We start from the raw sequence: 18,323 nt of genomic DNA on the forward strand, positions 1-18,323 counted from the left end.
GTTGAAGGTAATGAGCTCCAATACCCGGGCAACTTCAAGTCTGACGGGTATATCAAAGCGTCAGGCTTGTCTTTATACTACCGCGCGGTTGCTTATAAACTGCTCAAACGACAACAGATGGGAATTCTCAGGTGAAGTTCGTAAAGTATTTATTGATCCTTGCAGTGTGTTGCATTTTGCTGGGAGCCGGCACGGTTTATGGTTTGTACAAATACATAGAGCCGCAGCTGCCCGATGTGAACACATTGAAAGATGTGCGCCTGCAAACCCCTATGCAGGTTTACAGCGCAGATGGCGAACTGATCGCCCAGTATGGTGAGAAGCGTCGTGTCCCGCTAACGCTGCAGCAGATGCCGCCTGAACTCATCAAAGCGTTTATTGCCACCGAAGATAGCCGTTTTTACGAGCATCATGGTGTTGATCCGGTGGGCATCTTTCGTGCAGCCAGTATCGCGCTGATGTCCGGCCATGCTTCGCAGGGTGCAAGTACCATTACCCAGCAGTTGGCGCGTAACTTCTTCCTCAGTCCGGAACGCACTTTGATGCGTAAAATTAAGGAAGCGTTCCTGGCCATTCGCATCGAACAGCTGCTAAGCAAAGATGAAATTCTTGAGCTGTACCTCAACAAGATCTATCTCGGCTATCGCGCTTATGGCGTTGGCGCTGCAGCGCAGGTCTATTTTGGCAAATCGATTGATCAGCTGTCGCTGAGCGAAATGGCGGTGATTGCCGGCTTGCCAAAGGCACCGTCGACTTTCAACCCGCTTTATTCTCACGCGCGTGCGCTTTCACGTCGTAATGTGGTGCTGGCGCGTATGCTGGATCAAAACTACATCACCCAGCAGCAGTATGACGAAGCCCGCAACACGCCGTTGACGGCCAGCTATCACGGCCCGGAAATCGCGTTCTCAGCACCATACTTGAGTGAAATGGTGCGCCAGGAGATGGTGAAGCGCTACGGTGATGGCGCGTATGAAGATGGCTATAAGGTTTATACCACCGTCACCCGTCGTCTGCAGGAAGCCGCGCAGCAGGCCGTGCGTAACAATGTGCTGGCATATGACATGCGCCACGGCTATCGCGGCCCGACCAATGTGCTGTGGAAACCAGGCGAAGCCAGTTGGGATAGAACCCGAATTCTTAAGGCCCTGAAAGATCTTCCTACTTACGGTCCACTCAACGCAGCCGTGATTACCAGTGCTAATGCCGAAGAAGCCACTGCAACGTTGAAAGATGGCAGCAGTGTTTCCATAGGAATGGCGGGCGTGCGATGGGCGCGTGCTTACAAATCGGATACGCTTCAGGGACCCACACCGCGCAGCCTGACGCAGGTGCTGCAAGCGGGCCAGCAGATTTGGGTACGCAAGGTAGACAATGCCTGGTGGCTGGCTCAGGTGCCGGTGGTGAACTCCGCTCTGGTTTCGCTCAATCCAGAAGATGGTGCTGTTCGCGCGTTAGTCGGTGGCTTCGACTTCAACCAGAGCATGTTCAACCGTGCCACACAAGCGCTGCGTCAGGTCGGTTCCAATATTAAACCGTTCCTCTATACCGCAGCGATGGATCGCGGTTTAACGCTGGCTTCCATTTTGAATGACGTGCCGATTTCGCGCTGGGATGCCGGTGCAGGTGCCGACTGGCGTCCGAAAAACTCACCGCCAACTTACGCTGGTCCGATTCGTTTGCGTCAGGGCCTGGGCGAGTCGAAAAACGTGGTGATGGTGCGTGCGATGCGTGCGATGGGCGTTGATTACGCGGCAGAGTATCTGCAGCGTTTCGGCTTCCCGGCGCAGAACATCGTGCATACCGAATCGTTAGCGTTAGGCGCGGCGTCGTTCACACCATTGCAGGTGGTGCGCGGCTACGCCGTAATGGCTAACGGCGGCTTCCTGGTCGATCCGTACTTCATCACTAAGATTGAGAATGAACAAGGCGGCGTGATCTTCGAAGAGAAACCCAAAATTGCCTGCCCGCAGTGCAACTTGCCGGTGATCTATGGCGACACGAAAAAGTCTGTCGCACTGAATGAAGAGAGCATAGAGAATGTTGCCACCTCCGATCAGTCGCAGAACCAGACCGTGCCGCAGCCAGAACTTGAGCAGGTGCCTGCGCAACCGCAATCGGGTGGCGATCAGCAATATGCACCGCACGTCATCAATACGCCACTGTCGTTCCTGATCAAGAGCGCGCTGAACAGTAATATCTTTGGTGAACCCGGCTGGATGGGAACGGGCTGGCGCGCGGGCCGCGACCTGAAACGTAATGATATCGGAGGTAAAACCGGTACCACTAACAGCTCGAAAGATGCGTGGTTCTCCGGTTACGGCCCGGGTGTTGTCACGTCGGTGTGGATTGGCTTTGATGATTCACGCGCACTGGGTCGTTCAACCATGTCAGGTGCGATTCCGGATCAAATCTCCGGCTACGAAGGCGGCGCGAAGAGTGCGCAACCTGCGTGGGACGATTATATGAAATCAGCGCTGGAAGGCGTACCGGTGCAACCGCTGACTCCGCCAGATGGCGTGGTCACTGTTAATATTGATCGCAGTACCGGCAAACTGGCCAATGGCGGTAACTCGCGCCAGGAGTATTTCATCAACGGTACGCAGCCAACGGAATATTCGGTTCATGATGTCGGCACTACCATCATGGACAATGGCCAAAGCCACGAACTGTTCTGATTAAAAAAGCCGGCAAATCTGCCGGCTTTCTTTTTTAGACGAGACTGCAATGTTAATAGCTTAAGCGGCCCTGCTTCACCAGCCACTCACGCACCATAAACAGAGCGCTGACATTACGTGCTTCGCGGAAGTCGGGTTCTTCCAGCAGTGCCAGCAGATTCTTCAACGGCCAGCGATGGACAATCAACGGTTCCGGCTCATCGCCTTCCAGCTTCTCTTCGTACAAGCCTTCCGCCACCACAATATTCATTTTGCTGGAGAAGTAAGACGGCGCCATGGTCAGCTTGCCCAGCGCTTCCAGCTTAGTGGCACCGAATCCCGCCTCTTCTTTCAATTCACGATCGGCAGCCTCAAATGCGCTCTCGCCGGGATCGATCAGCCCTTTAGGAAAACCCAGTTCGTAGCTTTCCAGGCCTACCGCGTATTCCTGAATCAGGATCACGTCATCACCGATAATTGGCACAATCATCACTGCTTCACGATCGGAAGGCTTCATACGCTCATAGACACGGCGCTCGCCATTGCTGAAAGCGAGGTCGACCGCTTCAATAGTGAATAAGCGGGAGCGGGCAACCGCTTCCACATTGAGGATGTCAGGTTTTTTCATGGGGGTTTTCATATCAGCCTCAAACTTAGCACAACCCTGTGAAACGTGATGACGCCAGCATACCTAAGCCCGAACCATTGTGCGACTCACCGTGTAGGTAAACTATGGTGACACATATCCACTTACTGCTACTAACAACTTCTTGTTATCTATGAAGTTAAAAATTCACAATAAGTCAACGGTGTTTTGTTAAATTCAGAAAATACCGATTTTTAATTGAGTCGCAGCTCGTTAACATCCCGTTAAGGAATAATCTAACAAACTATAATTAAATGATTTTGCGCGTTATTTTATCTGACTTTTCCCTTGTCAGAATGACATCTGCTCGCCAAAATTGACTTGTATTGATGGATTCATCGGGAGTACATCGTAAACGTGAAGGCAGTTTTTTGGCTGGATTGAGCAAAGCATGAGCACTTACATTGTCATTCTGGCTGTCATGCTCGCCTGTTCGTTACTTGCAGGTATCGGCTACTGGTACGCTATGCGGCATCGTCCGCCGTTGGCGAAACCGCTGCCGTTTATCAGTCCTCCAAATCGCAAACTCACCGATGAAGAACGCAGCGCGGTAGAAAAGTACATTGCGCTACTGGCAAAACATCATGACCAGCAGAGTTCACGATCCGCAAAGAAGCCGCGTGAATCCGAAGCGTTAACGCTCACCGCGCAGAGCAATAATGTTTATCCCGTCACCCGCGCGATTACACGCTATGGCCTCTCCACCGACGATCCGCAGAAATGGCGCTACTATCTCGATGAAGTAGAAGTGCATTTGCCGCCGCTGTGGGAGCAGTACATCGCGGATGAAAACTACGTTGAACTGATTCGCACGCAAACCCTGCCGCTGGTGATTTCGCTTAACGGCCATTCGCTGGTGAATTACGCGATTGAACAACCGGCGCTGCCCCCGCTGGTGCGCCCTATATCAACCAACGCTTCAATTCGTAAAGAAGAGAGCGAAAACGTTGAACTGCTGCAGGTGCGCAAAGAGACCGCCGAAGAGTATCAGCTATCTCGCGCAGACGGCACGCGCGAAGCGGTAGCGATCTGTTTCGCTTTCCTGCTGTTCTTCCTTAGTCTGGTACTGCCCGGCAGCTTAATGGTGTGGATTGCGGTGCTCGGCTGCCTGATGATCGCCGTCAGCCTGTGGTTTCTCTACCGCTTCCCGGGTGCGAAAGGCCTGCGCGACGTGCACTGTCTGCGCGGTGCGCCAAAGCGCTGGGGCTTGTTCGGGGAATCAAACCAGGAGCAGAGCAATATCTCCCTCGGCATTATCGATCTCATCTACCCCGCGCACTGGCAGCCTTATGTAGCGCATGATTTAGGCCAGACCACCGATGTAGAGATGTACCTTAATCGTCAGGTGGTGCGTCAGGGGCGTTTCCTGTCACTGCAGGACGAAGTGCGTAACTTCCCGGTACAGCGCTGGCGTAAAAATCTGGTGCTGGCGTGCGGTTCGCTGCTGGTGCTGGTAATGCTCTTTACCTGGATTCCCCTCAGCATGCCGCTCAAACTCAGCTTTGCATGGGTGAAAGGCACTGAAAGCATTGAGGTCAACAGCGTAGACAAACTCAATGCCCTGCCCTTACACATTGGTGACAGCCTGAAAGTCGGCGGTACCGGCATGTGTTCGGTGCCAGGTAACTATCAAAGCAACCGCAGCTACGCTTACATGCCGTTCGACTGCTCAGCCATTTACTGGAACAACGCGCCTGCGCTGCCCCTGCCGCAGTCCGATATTATCGATAAAGCAGCGGCGCTGCTTGATACCACCACGCGCCAGCTGCATCCGGAAACCAATACCGATCCAAAACTTAATCCGCAGCTAGCCTCGGCGATTCAAAAATCCGGCATGATTCTGCTGGATGATTTCTCCGATCTCGTACTGAAAACGCAAGAGCTGTGCAGCCAGCAACAGGATTGCGTACGCCTGAAAAATGCGCTGGTGAACCTCGGTAATGCCAAAGATTGGGATTCGCTGATTCACCGCGCAGATTCCGGCAAACTTAATGGCATGAACGTGCTGCTGCGCCCGGTAAGTGCGGAAGCGCTGGAAAACCTGGTCAACACCGCGACGTCAACCTTCTTCTCGCGTGAAACGCGTCGCGCTGCGGAAAATCTCAATAGCCCGCCGCCGGGTGGCTTCCTGATTATCAGTGATGAAGGCCGCCAGATGGTGACGCAGCCGCAGCCATCAGTATCGCTGTTTGATCTTGACGCCCCCTCGCAGTGGCGCGAGCTACAGCGCATGTCGGAAATGCTGCTGCATACGCCTTTCGCCGCCAGCGGCATCATCACCAGCATTACCACCGATGCTAACGGCACGCGCCATATCGCACTGCATAATGAGCCGGATGCCATGGCGCAATGGCGCTATTTAGGCACCGCGTTGCTGATGCTGGTGCTGATTGCCAGCGCGGTCATCAACGGCTTGCTGGCGCTGCGTCGCATTCATCGTAATCGTCTGCGTATGGCCGAAATCCAGCAGTATTACGACAAGTGCTTCAACCACAATCTGAACACGATGCAGAGCGTGCGCTCGCTGTTCTGAGCCCTCCCCTTCTGTGCTACCCTGTCGCCCACTTTTTTGCGGCGAGAACGAAAATGCAGGTTACGCTTAACTGGTCAGAGATTGATACCGTGCTGCTGGATATGGACGGCACGCTACTCGATCTCGCTTTCGATCGTCACTTCTGGCTGGAACACGTTCCTGAAACGCTGAGCCGTGAGCGCGCTATCACGCTGAGCGAAGCGCATCAGCTTATTCAGCAGAAGTATCAGGCCGTGGTGCATACGCTAAACTGGTATTGTCTCGATTACTGGTCGCAGGAGCTGGCGCTGGATATTCGTGCCATGACGTGGGAAAAGCGCCAGCGCGCGGCGATGCGTGAAGATACCCTGCCGCTGCTGCAGGCGCTGCGCGCCGCCGGCAAACGCACCATTTTGTTAACCAATGCGCATCCTTATAATCTTGATGTGAAGCTGGAGCAGACCGGATTAGCTGCCCATCTTGATTTATTACTTTCTACCCATACCTTTGGATATCCGAAAGAGGATCCGCGTCTCTGGCAGGCCGTCCAGCAGCACACCGCGTTTGATAGTTCGCGCACGCTATTCATTGATGACAGCGAAGCGATTCTGGATGCGGCGACAAGCTGGGGCATTCGCTGGTGCTTAGGCGTCAGCAATCCGGATTCCGGTCGGCCCGATCAATCTTTCCAGCGTCATCCGGCGGTACGAGATTATCGTCAACTGTGTGAGACGCTGCGTTAAAGCAGGAGCCGCAATGAAAGAAAAAATCAGCGAAGGCGTCCGCCTCGACAAATGGCTGTGGGCCGCACGCTTCTACAAAACGCGTGCGCTGGCGCGCGAAATGGTGGAAGGCGGCAAAGTGCATTACAACGGTCAGCGCAGCAAGCCCAGCAAATTAGTGGAGCTAAACGCCGAGTTGACGCTGCGCCAGGGCAATGACGAACGCACCGTGGTGATCACCGCGGTCACCGATCAACGTCGTCCTGCAACTGAAGCGCAAACGCTGTATGCCGAAACCGACGCCAGTATCGAAAAGCGTGAGAAAACCGCACTAGCGCGCAAGATGAATGCGTTAACCATGCCGCACCCCGATCGCCGCCCGGATAAGAAAGAGCGCCGCGATCTGATGAAGTTTAAATTGTCGGGCGATAAATAACGCGCCCCCAACGTGAGAAACACTATGTCTGCAAACGATCAACTGCACCGTTACCTGTTCGAAAATGTCGCCGTGCGCGGCGAGCTGGTTAACGTGACGGAAACCTGGCGTGAAATGATCAAAAATCACGATTACGTCGAGCCGGTAAAAACCTTGCTGGGCGAACTGCTGGTGGCCACCAGCTTGCTAACCGCTACGCTGAAGTTTGATGGCGATATCACCGTGCAGCTGCAGGGCGATGGCCCGCTGACGCTGGCGGTGATCAACGGTAACAACCGCCAGGAGCTGCGTGGCGTGGCGCAGGTGAAAGAAGATGCCGAGATCGCACCGGGCAGTAGCCTGAAAGAGATGGTGGGTAACGGCTATCTGGTGATCACGATTTCACCAAAGAAAGGTGAACGTTATCAAGGCGTGGTGGGTCTGGAAGCGGACACCCTTGCAGGCTGCCTGGAAGATTACTTCATGCGTTCAGAACAGCTGCCAACCCGCCTGTTTATCCGCACCAGCGAAAAAGGCGCAGCGGGCATTTTGCTGCAGGTACTGCCTGCGCAAGAGCCAAGCCTGGATGATTTCAATCACCTCGCCACGTTGACCGAAACCGTAAAAAGCGAAGAACTGATTGAGTTGCCTGCCACCGACGTACTGTGGCGCCTGTATCATCAGGAAGAAGCCACGGTGTTTGATCCATCACCGGTAAGCTTCAAATGCACTTGCTCACGCGAGCGCTGCGGCGAGGTGCTGAATACGCTGCCGGTTGAAGAAGTGGACGAAATCCTCGCAGAAGATGGCAAAATCGACATGCACTGCGACTACTGTGGTTCGCATTATGTTTACGATGCGGTAGATATTGCTGCCATTCGTAACGCGCCAACCAACAATAGCGATCAAGTGCATTAATTACCTGCCGGGCGGTTTATCCGCCCGCATTTCCTTCTGAACGTATCCCTATCATTTATCACGGTTATTAGCTAAATAACGCTGACTTTAATTACATAAGTGGCAGATTTCTCTACTTGTCACGTTCCAGCTCGCATTTCTGACTATCTTCTCTTTTCCGCTGTGCTCATAAGAGTACACTGCGCGCGATCTGCCCTGCGCGGCTATGCGCGGCAGGAGGCAGAATCCCCCATAAAAATACGCAGTAACAGATACCGATTAAAGGAGCAGTCACATGCGCGTTAACGGCCTGACATCGCAAGACCTCGCCTCTATGGGCATCAGCGGCACCACCGAAGTGGTGTACAACCCTGATTTCGACACCCTGTTTCAGGAAGAAACTCGCCCAGAGCTGGAAGGTTATGCGCGAGGCATTCTGACGCAGAGCGGCGCGATTGCCGTGGATACCGGCATCTTCACCGGTCGCTCGCCCAAAGATAAATACATCGTACGAGACGACACCACGCGCGACACGCTGTGGTGGAACGATGTCGGCAACGGCAAAAATGATAACCAGCCGCTGTCACAGGAAACCTGGCAGGCGCTGAAAGATCGCTGCACGCAGCAGCTTTCCGGCAAACGTCTGTTTGTGGTTGATGCGTTCTGCGGTGCCAACCCCGACACGCGCCTGAGCGTGCGCTTCGTAATGGAAGTCGCATGGCAGGCGCACTTCGTCAAAAACATGTTTATTCGTCCGAGCGAAGCAGAGCTGGCTGACTTCAAGCCGGATTTCGTGGTGATGAACGCCGCGCAGTGCACCAATCCGGACTGGCAGGCGCAGGGTCTGCACTCCGAAAACTTCGTTGCTTTCAACCTGACCGAGCGCATGCAGCTGATTGGCGGCACCTGGTACGGCGGCGAGATGAAGAAAGGTCTGTTCGCTATCATGAACTACCTGCTGCCGCTGAAGGGCATCGCGTCGATGCACTGTTCGGCGAACGTCGGCAAAGCGGGCGACGTGGCGGTATTCTTTGGCCTGTCCGGCACCGGCAAAACCACGTTGTCGACCGATCCGGATCGCCAGCTGATTGGCGATGACGAACACGGTTGGGATGACGATGGCGTGTTCAACTTTGAAGGTGGCTGCTACGCCAAAACCATCAATCTTTCTGAGCAGGCGGAGCCGGAAATCTATCGCGCCATCCGTCGTGATGCTCTGCTGGAAAACGTGGTGGTACGCGCCGATGGCAGCGTTGATTATGCCGACGGCAGCAAGACCGAAAATACCCGCGTCTCCTACCCAATTGAGCATATCGAGAATATCGTGCAGCCGGTTTCAAAAGCGGGCCATGCGAAGCGGGTGATTTTCCTCACCGCCGATGCTTTTGGCGTGCTGCCGCCGGTTTCACGCTTAACGCCGGAGCAGACGCAATATCACTTCCTTTCGGGCTTTACCGCCAAACTGGCCGGCACCGAGCGCGGCGTAACGCAGCCGACGCCCACCTTCTCCGCCTGCTTCGGCGCGGCGTTCCTGACGCTGCATCCCACACAATATTCCGATGTGCTGGTAAAGCGTATGGAAGCGGCCGGTGCGCAGGCCTATCTGGTAAATACCGGCTGGAACGGCAGCGGCAAGCGTATCTCGCTGAAAGACACGCGCGCCATCATCAACGCCATTCTGGCCGGTGAGCTGGATGATGTTGAGACCGAAACGCTGCCGGTGTTCAACCTGCAGATGCCGAAAAGTTTACCGCAGGTGGAGAGTGCCATTCTCGATCCGCGCCGCAGCTGGCCGACAGAAGCCGCCTGGCAACAAGCCGCGCAGGATCTGGCGCAGCGCTTTATCACTAACTTTGAGAAGTACACGGATAACGAGGCGGGGAAAGCGCTGGTGCAGGCGGGTCCGCAGCTGTGATGTGAAACCCAGGTGGGCATAAATGCCCACCTACAAACCCACCGTAGGGGCGCATTCATGCGCACCTGGCATCAGACACTATGATTAATACTCACCACCGCAGTACTGCCGCTGCCTTCGGGGATCGGCAACCACGCGCGAATACGTAATCCACCGCGATCGCTTTCACCAATCTCCAGCGAACCGTCGTGCGCATCAATAATACGCTGCACAATTGCCAGACCGAGGCCGGTGCCGCTGGTGCTGCGTGCGCTATCGCCGCGCACAAACGGCTGGAACAGATGCTGTAGCTGATCCGGCTTAATGCCCGGACCATCATCTTCCACCTGGAACCACGCGCGGTTCAGCTCTTTGCCGCTGCTAACCTTAATCCAACCGTTACCGTAACGCGCCGCATTGACCACCAGATTCGCCAGCGCGCGCTTAATCGACAGCGGGTTAATATCCAGCATTAAATCTTCGGACATCACCGCGTTCTCAATTTCACGCTCGTAGCCGCTCTCTGCCGCAACCACTTCACCCAGCACGCTGTTCAGGTCGGCACGTTCGGTCTGCATCTCTTGCCCGGTGCGCAGATAATCGATGAACTGCTCGATGATAGCGTTGCACTCTTCGATATCTTTGTTGATCGACTCCGCCAGATAACCATCCTGCTCACCCATCATTTCGGTGGCAAGGCGGATACGCGTCAGCGGCGTACGCAAGTCATGACTGACACCAGCCATCAGCAAGGTACGGTCGTCGGCCAACTGCTTCACGCCGGCCGCCATTTGGTTAAACGCACGCGTCACCGAACGCACTTCAGATGCGCCATACTCGCGCAGCGGTGGTGGAATAATGCCTTTCCCCACCTGCAACGCCGCATGTTCTAAATCGACCAGGGGTCGGTTTTGGATGCGGATAAACAGCCAGGCTCCGCCTATCGCCAGCAGCATAATCGCCAGCGTGTAGCGAAACAGCGGTGAGAAGTCGCCCTGATGGATTTCAGTGAGCGGTACGCGCACCCAGATATCCGGCGACAGCCAAGTTTTCAGCCACACCACCGGCGAGTTCTTATTCACTTCAACGCGCACATCGGTGGGGCCACCCAGCTGTTGGCCCATCTGTTCACTGAGGAATTCGTAATGCTGCGCCCAGCGCAAACCGCTCTCTTCCGCCGCCGCGTTGGTATACAACGAGATGCCCAGCTCACGATAAATTTCGCGTCGGAAAGCCGGGGGCACTTCCAACTGAGTTCCATCTTCCAGCTGCAGCCGATCGGTCATCAACATACGCACTTCGTACGCGAGAACCTTATTGAACTGCTGCAAACTGGGAAGAATGGCGAAATTGAGCACCACCAGATAGGTCGTTACCAGGCTGACGAACAGCAAGGTAACGATCAATAACAAGGTGCGGGCAAACGAACTGCGGGGTGAGAAGCGCAATCGCCTCATGCTTTGCTGCCGTCCGGAACGAATACGTAGCCAAGACCCCAAACGGTCTGGATGTAGCGTGGATGCGCCGGATCTTCTTCCACCATACGACGCAGACGAGAAATCTGCACATCGATGGAGCGTTCCATCGCACTGTATTCGCGACCGCGCGCCAGATTCATCAGCTTATCGCGTGATAACGGCTCACGTGGATGGCTCACCAATGCTTTCAGCACGGCAAACTCACCGCTGGTTAGCGGCATCGGCTCATCTTCGCGGAACATTTCGCGGGTACCGAGATTCAGCTTGAACTTTCCGAAAGCGATAACCGCTTCTTCCTGCGAAGGCGCGCCTGGCAGTTCATTGGCCTGACGACGCAGCACGGCACGAATACGCGCCAGCAGCTCACGTGGGTTAAACGGTTTAGGAATGTAGTCATCCGCACCGATTTCCAGACCCACAATACGATCCACTTCTTCACCTTTTGCGGTGACCATAATGATCGGCATGGGGTTACTTTGACTGCGCAGACGACGGCAGATAGACAAACCATCTTCGCCCGGAAGCATTAAGTCGAGCACCATCAGATGGAAGGATTCACGGGTTAACAGTCGATCCATTTGCTCGGCGTTGGCAACGCTACGCACCTGAAAGCCCTGCTCGGTGAGATAGCGTTCCAGCAACGCACGCAGACGCATATCGTCATCGACGACCAGAATTTTGTAGTTCTCTTGCATGTTCAACTCCCAAAGGCGCCATTGCCTGAGCCAATATTGTTAAAAAAAGAGGCCCCAGTGTGACAGTCATTAATGGTTTATATTCTAGCCGAAATTGTTACAAAGCATATTAAACAGCAGCTTATATTTATTTTTAGCCCTGAAATGCGCTTCGCTTCGCGTTTTTTATCTGTGCTTTCAAGCCGCTTAGCGCTTATCTGAAAATTCGGCGCTTTTTCTTTCTGTTACTGGAATATTACACATTAAATCGCGGCCAGAACGGCATTCAGCGTGATTTGACTTAAGGTTACGGTGCAGAATATCCCTGTACTGCGTCAAAGGCAGCATAAAATCTCGCGCCTGTCCTTTGTACCGCACATCTGCTCTCGGAATAATTCCACAGTGGAAAAAAACAAGGCCAGCGTTAAATAAAGCTAGATAAATCAGTCGATAACCGCCCCTTTCTTATCACAACACGATCTCCGACACTGCAATCGTACCTGCTGTTATTGAGTTCATGTGGAGAAAGAAAGATGAAAAAAACCGTTATTCTGCTGGGCGCACTGATGCTGACCAGCATCACTCAGGTTCAGGCTGCTACCAGCGCGGGCGAAGCGGCTGGCGCGCAGGCATCCACCACCGCGAAAGGTAATTCTGACGCTATTGGTATCGGCGCCGTTGGTGCATTGCTCGGTGTGGCCCTGGCCACCATGGGCGGCGGCGATAAAGGTAGCAGTGGTACCTCAACCACCACCGCGACCGCGCCAGGCAAATAATACGTACGCACACATCCGTCGTAGGGTCGCCATTCATGGCGACCAGCGCCCTATCTTTAAGGCACATCCTTCACATAATCAATGCTGTTCACAAACCACAGCTTCTGCCCTTCCGGCGTATTCACCAGCACTTCATCATCCACTTCTTTCTTGATGAGCGCGCGCGCCATGGGCGAATCGATCGAGATGTACTCTTTCATCGTCTCGCCGTAAATCTCATCCGGCCCGACAATGCGGAAACGTTTCACATCGCCCTGCTCGTTCTCCACCTGCACCCAGGCACCAAAAAACACATTGCCTTCCTGCTGCGGCGCGTAATCGACGATTTTCAGATCGGCGAGACATTTACGCAGGTAGCGTACCCGGCGATCGATCTGGCGCAGCAGACGCTTGTTGTAGGTGTAATCGGCGTTTTCTGAGCGATCGCCCAGGCTAGCCGCCCAGGAGACAATTTTGGTAATTTCGGGACGCTTTTCGTTCCACAAATGGTCGTGTTCTGCGCGCAGCTTGTTATAGCCTTCGCGGGTAATCAGTTGGGTTTTCATAACGTCAACGCGTTTCTTCACAGCAAAGAGGCTAACAATAAGCGACAGCGTCGCCACCATCAAGACGCAGGCCAGGATGTGCGCGCTGCATTCAGAAAAAGACGGATTCACCGGCCTGCGGCTGGCAATTTTCGCCCTCAGCCCGTATAACTGTCCCCTATTTTCTAACCCTGTTTAAGCATTGTTAATGATGATGAAAGATTCACTGAGCCAGATTATCGCAAGTGAGCTGAAGGCACGCGCCGACCAGGTTGATGCCGCCGTACGCTTACTTGATGAAGGGAACACCGTGCCGTTTATCGCACGTTATCGTAAGGAAGTAACCGGCGGGCTGGACGACACCCAACTGCGTCAGCTGGAGAGCCGCCTTGGTTACCTGCGCGAATTAGACGATCGCCGCCAGTCGATTCTGAAATCTATCGACGAACAGGGCAAACTCACGCCTGAACTTGCCACCGCCATCAACGGCACGCTCAATAAAACCGAGCTGGAAGATCTTTACCTGCCGTACAAGCAGAAGCGTCGCACGCGTGGACAGATCGCCATTGAAGCCGGGCTTGAGCCGCTGGCGGAAACGCTGTGGCAGGATGCGTCGCAGGATCCCGAGCAGCTGGCCGCTGGCTACGTTGACGCCGACAAAGGCGTCGCCGACGTGCGCGCCGCGCTCGATGGCGCACGCTACATCCTGATGGAACGCTTTGCGGAAGACGCCACGCTGCTGGCGAAAGTGCGTGACTATCTGTGGAAAAATGCGCATGTAGTATCACGCGTGGTGGAAGGCAAAGAGGAGGAAGGCGCGAAATTCCGCGACTACTTCGATCACCACGAAGCGCTGAGCGGCGTGCCGTCGCACCGCGCGCTGGCCATGTTCCGCGGACGCAATGAAGGCGTGCTGCAACTGTCGCTGAATGCCGATCCACAATTCGAAGAAGCCCCGCGTGAAAGCTATGGCGAAACGCTGATTGCCGAACACCTCAACCTGCGCCTGAATAACGCCCCGGCAGACAGCTGGCGCAAAGCGGTGGTGAGCTGGACGTGGCGCATCAAAGTGCTGTTGCACCTCGAAACCGAATTGATGGGCACCCTTCGTGAGCGCGCTGAAGATGAAGCCATCAACGTATTTGCGCGTAACCTGCACGATTTGCTGATGGCCGCACCGGCGGGTATGCGCGCCACCATGGGCCTTGATCCGGGCTTGCGTACCGGCGTCAAAGTCGCGGTGGTGGATGCTACCGGCAAGCTGGTCGCCACCGATACCATTTATCCGCACACCGGCCAGGCTGCCAAAGCCGCCACCGCTGTTGCCGCGCTCTGCGCCAAACACCAGGTTGAACTGGTGGCAATTGGTAACGGCACCGCTTCACGCGAAACCGAACGCTTCTTCCTTGACGTGCAAAAACAGTTCCCGCAGATCAAAGCGCAAAAAGTGATCGTCAGCGAAGCTGGCGCATCGGTTTACTCCGCGTCGGAATTGGCCGCGCTGGAGTTCCCGGATCTCGACGTCTCGATTCGTGGCGCGGTTTCCATTGCACGCCGCCTGCAGGATCCGCTTGCTGAACTGGTGAAAATCGATCCGAAATCCATCGGTGTGGGCCAATATCAGCATGACGTCAGCCAAAGCCAGCTGGCGAAGAAGCTGGACGCGGTGGTGGAAGACTGCGTAAACGCCGTAGGCGTCGATCTCAACACCGCCTCTGTGGCGCTGCTGACGCGCGTAGCAGGCTTAACCCGCATGATGGCGCAGAATATTGTCAGCTGGCGCGATGAGAACGGTCGCTTCCAGAATCGTCAGCAGCTGTTGAAAGTGAGCCGTTTGGGTCCGAAAGCCTTTGAGCAGTGCGCCGGCTTCCTGCGCATCAACCACGGCGATAACCCGCTGGATGCTTCAACGGTGCACCCGGAAGCTTATCCGCTGGTCGAGCGCATTCTGGCCGCCACCGAACAGGCGCTAAATGAATTGATGGGCAATCCAGGCAGCCTGCGCGATCTTAACGCACGCGAATTCACCGATGAGCGCTTCGGCTTGCCGACCGTGACGGACATCATCAAAGAGCTGGAAAAACCGGGTCGCGATCCGCGCCCTGAGTTTAAAACCGCGCAGTTTGCGGAAGGCGTGGAAACGCTCAACGATCTGTTGCCTGGCATGGTACTGGAAGGCGCGGTGACCAACGTTACCAACTTTGGCGCATTCGTTGATATCGGCGTGCATCAGGATGGTTTGGTGCACATCTCTTCCCTCTCCGACAAGTTCGTCGAGGATCCGCACCAGGTGGTGAAAGCCGGTGACATCGTCAAAGTGAAGGTGATGGAAGTGGATATGCAGCGTAAACGTATTGCGCTGACCATGCGTCTGGATGAGCAACCCGGTGAAAGCAATACGCGTGGCAACCGCAGCGCAGGCAAAGAAACCGCGCGTCCAGCGGCTACCAACAAAGGCCGTGGCAAACCAGCCAGCTCGTCCGCTGGCAATAGCGCGATGGGCGATGCGCTGGCCGCAGCCTTCGGTAAAAAACGTTAAGTTCCTGCCCTAAAAACGCGCGGAGATAACGCGATCTCCGCGCGCATAAGCCTTGATAAATCTCCTCGCCCAACTACGCTAAAAATTCTGTGAGAAAAAATGACCTCCCGCGTGGCCCAGCGATTCAATGGACATTATCAACGCCTTACTCGATGACATTTACCAGGGCAGCTTTCCTGTCGCAGCGCGCGAGCGTCTGCTTTCGCATATTCGTGCCGCGCGCGATACGGTAAAACTGCCGCGCAAGCCGCACTGGGATGAGAAAGATGTGGTGCTGATCAGCTACGCCGATCAGTTCCGCGAACCGGAGCAACCGACGCTCGCCAGCTTCTCACGCTTTTATCAGCAGCATTTGCAATCCACCTTTAGTTTGGTGCATCTGCTGCCGTTCTTCCCCTATTCATCAGATGATGGCTTCTCAGTTATCGACTATCACCAGGTCAATTCGATCTGCGGCGACTGGCAACACATCAGCGCGCTGCACAGCGAAACTCGCCTGATGTTCGATTTTGTCTGCAATCACATGTCGGCGCACAGTCTGTGGTTTCGCCACTTCCTCGCGCAGGATCCCGGCTGGGATGATTTCTTTATCAGCATGCCGCCCGCTACCGATCTTAGCGCCGTCACGCGCCCGCGCACTTCACCCTTGTTAACGCCGTTTGAAATGGCCAACGGCGAGACGCGCTACATCTGGACCACCTTCAGCGCCGATCAAATCGACCTCAACTTCGCCAACCCGGAAGTGTTAATTCGCATGGTCGACGTGCTGCTCGATTACCTGATCAAAGGCGCGGATTATGTGCGGCTCGACGCCGTTGGCTACATGTGGAAAACGCCTGGCACTACCTGCATTCACCTGCCGAAAACGCATCAGCTGGTGAAGCTATTTCGCGCTATCGCTAATGAAGTGGCGCCCGGCACGGTGATCGTCACCGAAACCAACGTGCCGCACAAAGACAACATCAGCTATTTCGGTAACGGCAAAGATGAAGCGCAAATGGTGTATCAGTTTTCGCTGCCGCCGCTGGTGCTGCATGCCATTCACTCGGGATCGGCGCGTGCGCTGCGTCAGTGGGCCAGCACGCTGGATTTAGGCGGCGGCACCACCACCTTCTTTAACTTTCTCGCCTCGCACGACGGCATTGGGCTGAATCCCGCGCGCGGCATTTTGTCGGAAGTGGAGATTGTGGCGCTGGTACGCGATTTGGCGTTAGAGGGCGCGCTGGTTTCTTATAAAAATAACGCCGACGGCACCACCAGTCCTTACGAAATTAACGTCACCTATTTCGATGCTCTCAATCAACAGAACGACGACGACGATACGCGCCTGCGCCGTTTCCTGCTGGCACATGCCATTCTGCTGTCATTTCCCGGCGTGCCCGCAATCTACATTCAAAGCATTCTTGGCTCACGTAACGATAACGAAGGCGTGCGTGCCGCCGGTCACAACCGCGCCATCAACCGTGAGAAGTACAGCCTGCGCGACATGGAAGCGTGGATTAGCGGTGGCAATCCGCTGCGCCAGCAGGTATTTGAACGCCTCAGCGCGCTGATTCAGCTGCGCACGCGGCAGCCGGCGTTTCATCCCGATAATCCGATGACGCTGCTGGAGAGCGAGAATACCTTGCTGGTGTTGCGTCGCCATAAACCCGATAGCGACGGCTTACTGTGCGTGTTTAACCTCAGCAACCATGACGTAACCACACAGCTGCCGCTGGCACGACAGGTGCAGGATCTCATTAGCGGGGAGAAGCTGGATGGCAGCCAGCCAATAACGCTGGCTGCGTGGCAGTTTATGTGGCTGCGCGGACAAAATTCAGCATCTGCTGACAGAAAGCATCCGGATGGGAGATAAAAGGCGCATGCGCCGCTTTTTCCATTACCACCGATGAAGAAGATGGCCAGCGTGTATCCAGTTGCTGTGCGATACCACGCGGCACCAGCCCATCGAGATAACCGTAAATACGCAGAAACGGCAGGTTAAGATCGTCGAGCGCAGCACGCAGATCGTCCTGACGCAGAATCTCCAGTCCGCCCGCTAACACTTCTACCGATGGCATGGGTTGCGAAAGCACCACCTCTTTCAGCTGACGCGCATCCTGCCGCGCATGTTCGGTGCCCATGGTTTGCAGTGCCAGAAAGCGCTCCACGGTGCGCTGGAAATCCGTGCTCAGCTGCTGCTGGAAATTCTGTAGCGTCTCGGGCTTGATGCCCGGCCACGCATCACGTGCGGTAAAGCACGGCGACGATGCCACGCTAATCAGTGCTGTAACTCGATCGGGGTGGGTTAAGGCCAGCTGACTGGCGACTAATCCGCCCAGCGACCAGCCCATCAGCACCGCACGCTGCGGTAATTTTGGCAGTAGCTGTTGCGCCATTTCCGCTAAGGTCAGCGCTCCAAATCCCTGGCTGCGGCCAAAGCCCGGCAGATCCACCAGGTGCAGGCGAAATTGCGAGCTGAGTCGTGGAACTATGTTTTGCCACACTTCGGCGTTCAAACCCCAGCCGTGCAGCAGCACAAGATCGCAATCGCCCGTGCCTGTGGTGTGCCAGTAAAGCGAACTCATCGGTTACACTCCGGAAAAGTGA

General features: G+C 55.1%; 14 protein-coding genes. 9 read left to right on the forward strand and 5 right to left on the reverse strand.

The genetic code is table 11. The features are described 5' to 3' along the window. Nucleotides 1-131: 131 nt before the first annotated feature. Nucleotides 132-2,678, forward strand: a complete 2,547-nt coding sequence (gene mrcA / locus AC07WB_RS18070; protein WP_494940947.1) for a peptidoglycan glycosyltransferase/peptidoglycan DD-transpeptidase MrcA — start codon at nucleotides 132-134, stop codon at nucleotides 2,676-2,678. 52 nt (nucleotides 2,679-2,730) lie between these two features. Here mrcA and nudE read toward each other — a convergent pair whose 3' ends face one another. Continuing rightward, the gene (nudE, locus tag AC07WB_RS18075; protein ID WP_097095785.1) at nucleotides 2,731-3,297 is read right to left on the reverse strand and encodes an ADP compounds hydrolase NudE; all 567 of its coding nucleotides are present in this window, start codon (nucleotides 3,295-3,297) and stop codon (nucleotides 2,731-2,733) included. Nucleotides 3,298-3,694: 397 nt separating this feature from the next. On the opposite strand from nudE, the gene AC07WB_RS18080 reads away from it, so the two are divergent. The 5 genes from AC07WB_RS18080 (at nucleotide 3,695) to pckA (ending at nucleotide 9,764) form a co-directional block, all read left to right on the forward strand. Next, complete coding sequence (locus AC07WB_RS18080; RefSeq protein WP_494940948.1) at nucleotides 3,695-5,836, forward strand: intracellular growth attenuator family protein; 2,142 nt, start codon at nucleotides 3,695-3,697, stop codon at nucleotides 5,834-5,836. Between the two features lie 53 nt (nucleotides 5,837-5,889). After that, nucleotides 5,890-6,558 (forward strand): GMP/IMP nucleotidase, encoded by a 669-nt coding sequence (yrfG, locus tag AC07WB_RS18085; protein WP_097095783.1) that lies wholly within the window; start codon nucleotides 5,890-5,892, stop codon nucleotides 6,556-6,558. Nucleotides 6,559-6,571: 13 nt separating this feature from the next. Then, entirely contained in the window at nucleotides 6,572-6,973 is a 402-nt protein-coding gene (hslR, locus tag AC07WB_RS18090; protein WP_097095782.1) for a ribosome-associated heat shock protein Hsp15, read from the forward strand. 24 nt (nucleotides 6,974-6,997) lie between these two features. After that, the gene (gene hslO, locus AC07WB_RS18095; protein WP_494940949.1) at nucleotides 6,998-7,870 is read left to right on the forward strand and encodes an Hsp33 family molecular chaperone HslO; all 873 of its coding nucleotides are present in this window, start codon (nucleotides 6,998-7,000) and stop codon (nucleotides 7,868-7,870) included. Between the two features lie 274 nt (nucleotides 7,871-8,144). Further along, nucleotides 8,145-9,764 carry a phosphoenolpyruvate carboxykinase (ATP) gene (gene pckA, locus AC07WB_RS18100; protein WP_097095780.1) on the forward strand — a complete coding sequence of 540 codons (1,620 nt, stop codon included), beginning with the start codon at nucleotides 8,145-8,147 and terminating at the stop codon, nucleotides 9,762-9,764. Between the two features lie 71 nt (nucleotides 9,765-9,835). Here the strand turns inward: pckA and envZ are convergent, their stop codons facing one another. Together envZ and ompR are read right to left on the reverse strand one after the other, a co-directional pair. Continuing rightward, nucleotides 9,836-11,200 (reverse strand): two-component system sensor histidine kinase EnvZ, encoded by a 1,365-nt coding sequence (gene envZ / locus AC07WB_RS18105; protein ID WP_097095779.1) that lies wholly within the window; start codon nucleotides 11,198-11,200, stop codon nucleotides 9,836-9,838. After that, a complete protein-coding gene (ompR, locus tag AC07WB_RS18110; RefSeq protein ID WP_001157751.1) occupies nucleotides 11,197-11,916 on the reverse strand; it encodes an osmolarity response regulator transcription factor OmpR in 720 nt (239 codons plus the stop codon). Before ompR ends, envZ begins: the two co-directional genes overlap by 4 nt. A 512-nt stretch (nucleotides 11,917-12,428) precedes the next feature. Between ompR and yjbE the strand changes: the two genes are divergently transcribed. Next, nucleotides 12,429-12,671: an exopolysaccharide production protein YjbE gene (gene yjbE / locus AC07WB_RS18115; protein WP_400458888.1), complete on the forward strand. Its 243-nt coding sequence runs from the start codon at nucleotides 12,429-12,431 to the stop codon at nucleotides 12,669-12,671. Between the two features lie 56 nt (nucleotides 12,672-12,727). On the opposite strand, the gene greB is transcribed toward yjbE, so the two are convergent. Further along, nucleotides 12,728-13,216: a transcription elongation factor GreB gene (gene greB, locus AC07WB_RS18120; RefSeq protein WP_494941085.1), complete on the reverse strand. Its 489-nt coding sequence runs from the start codon at nucleotides 13,214-13,216 to the stop codon at nucleotides 12,728-12,730. Nucleotides 13,217-13,409: 193 nt separating this feature from the next. On the opposite strand from greB, the gene AC07WB_RS18125 reads away from it, so the two are divergent. Then, nucleotides 13,410-15,734 carry a Tex family protein gene (locus AC07WB_RS18125; RefSeq protein WP_494941086.1) on the forward strand — a complete coding sequence of 775 codons (2,325 nt, stop codon included), beginning with the start codon at nucleotides 13,410-13,412 and terminating at the stop codon, nucleotides 15,732-15,734. Nucleotides 15,735-15,861: 127 nt separating this feature from the next. Continuing rightward, complete coding sequence (locus AC07WB_RS18130; protein WP_494940950.1) at nucleotides 15,862-17,589, forward strand: alpha-amylase family glycosyl hydrolase; 1,728 nt, start codon at nucleotides 15,862-15,864, stop codon at nucleotides 17,587-17,589. Here AC07WB_RS18130 and bioH read toward each other — a convergent pair. Further along, nucleotides 17,528-18,301 (reverse strand): pimeloyl-ACP methyl ester esterase BioH, encoded by a 774-nt coding sequence (gene bioH / locus AC07WB_RS18135; RefSeq protein WP_494940951.1) that lies wholly within the window; start codon nucleotides 18,299-18,301, stop codon nucleotides 17,528-17,530. The two genes, AC07WB_RS18130 and bioH, sit on opposite strands and share 62 nt — an antisense overlap. Between the last annotated feature and the right edge of the window lie 22 nt (nucleotides 18,302-18,323).

The organism is Pantoea sp. GW821-FHT03E06, from assembly GCF_059420725.1.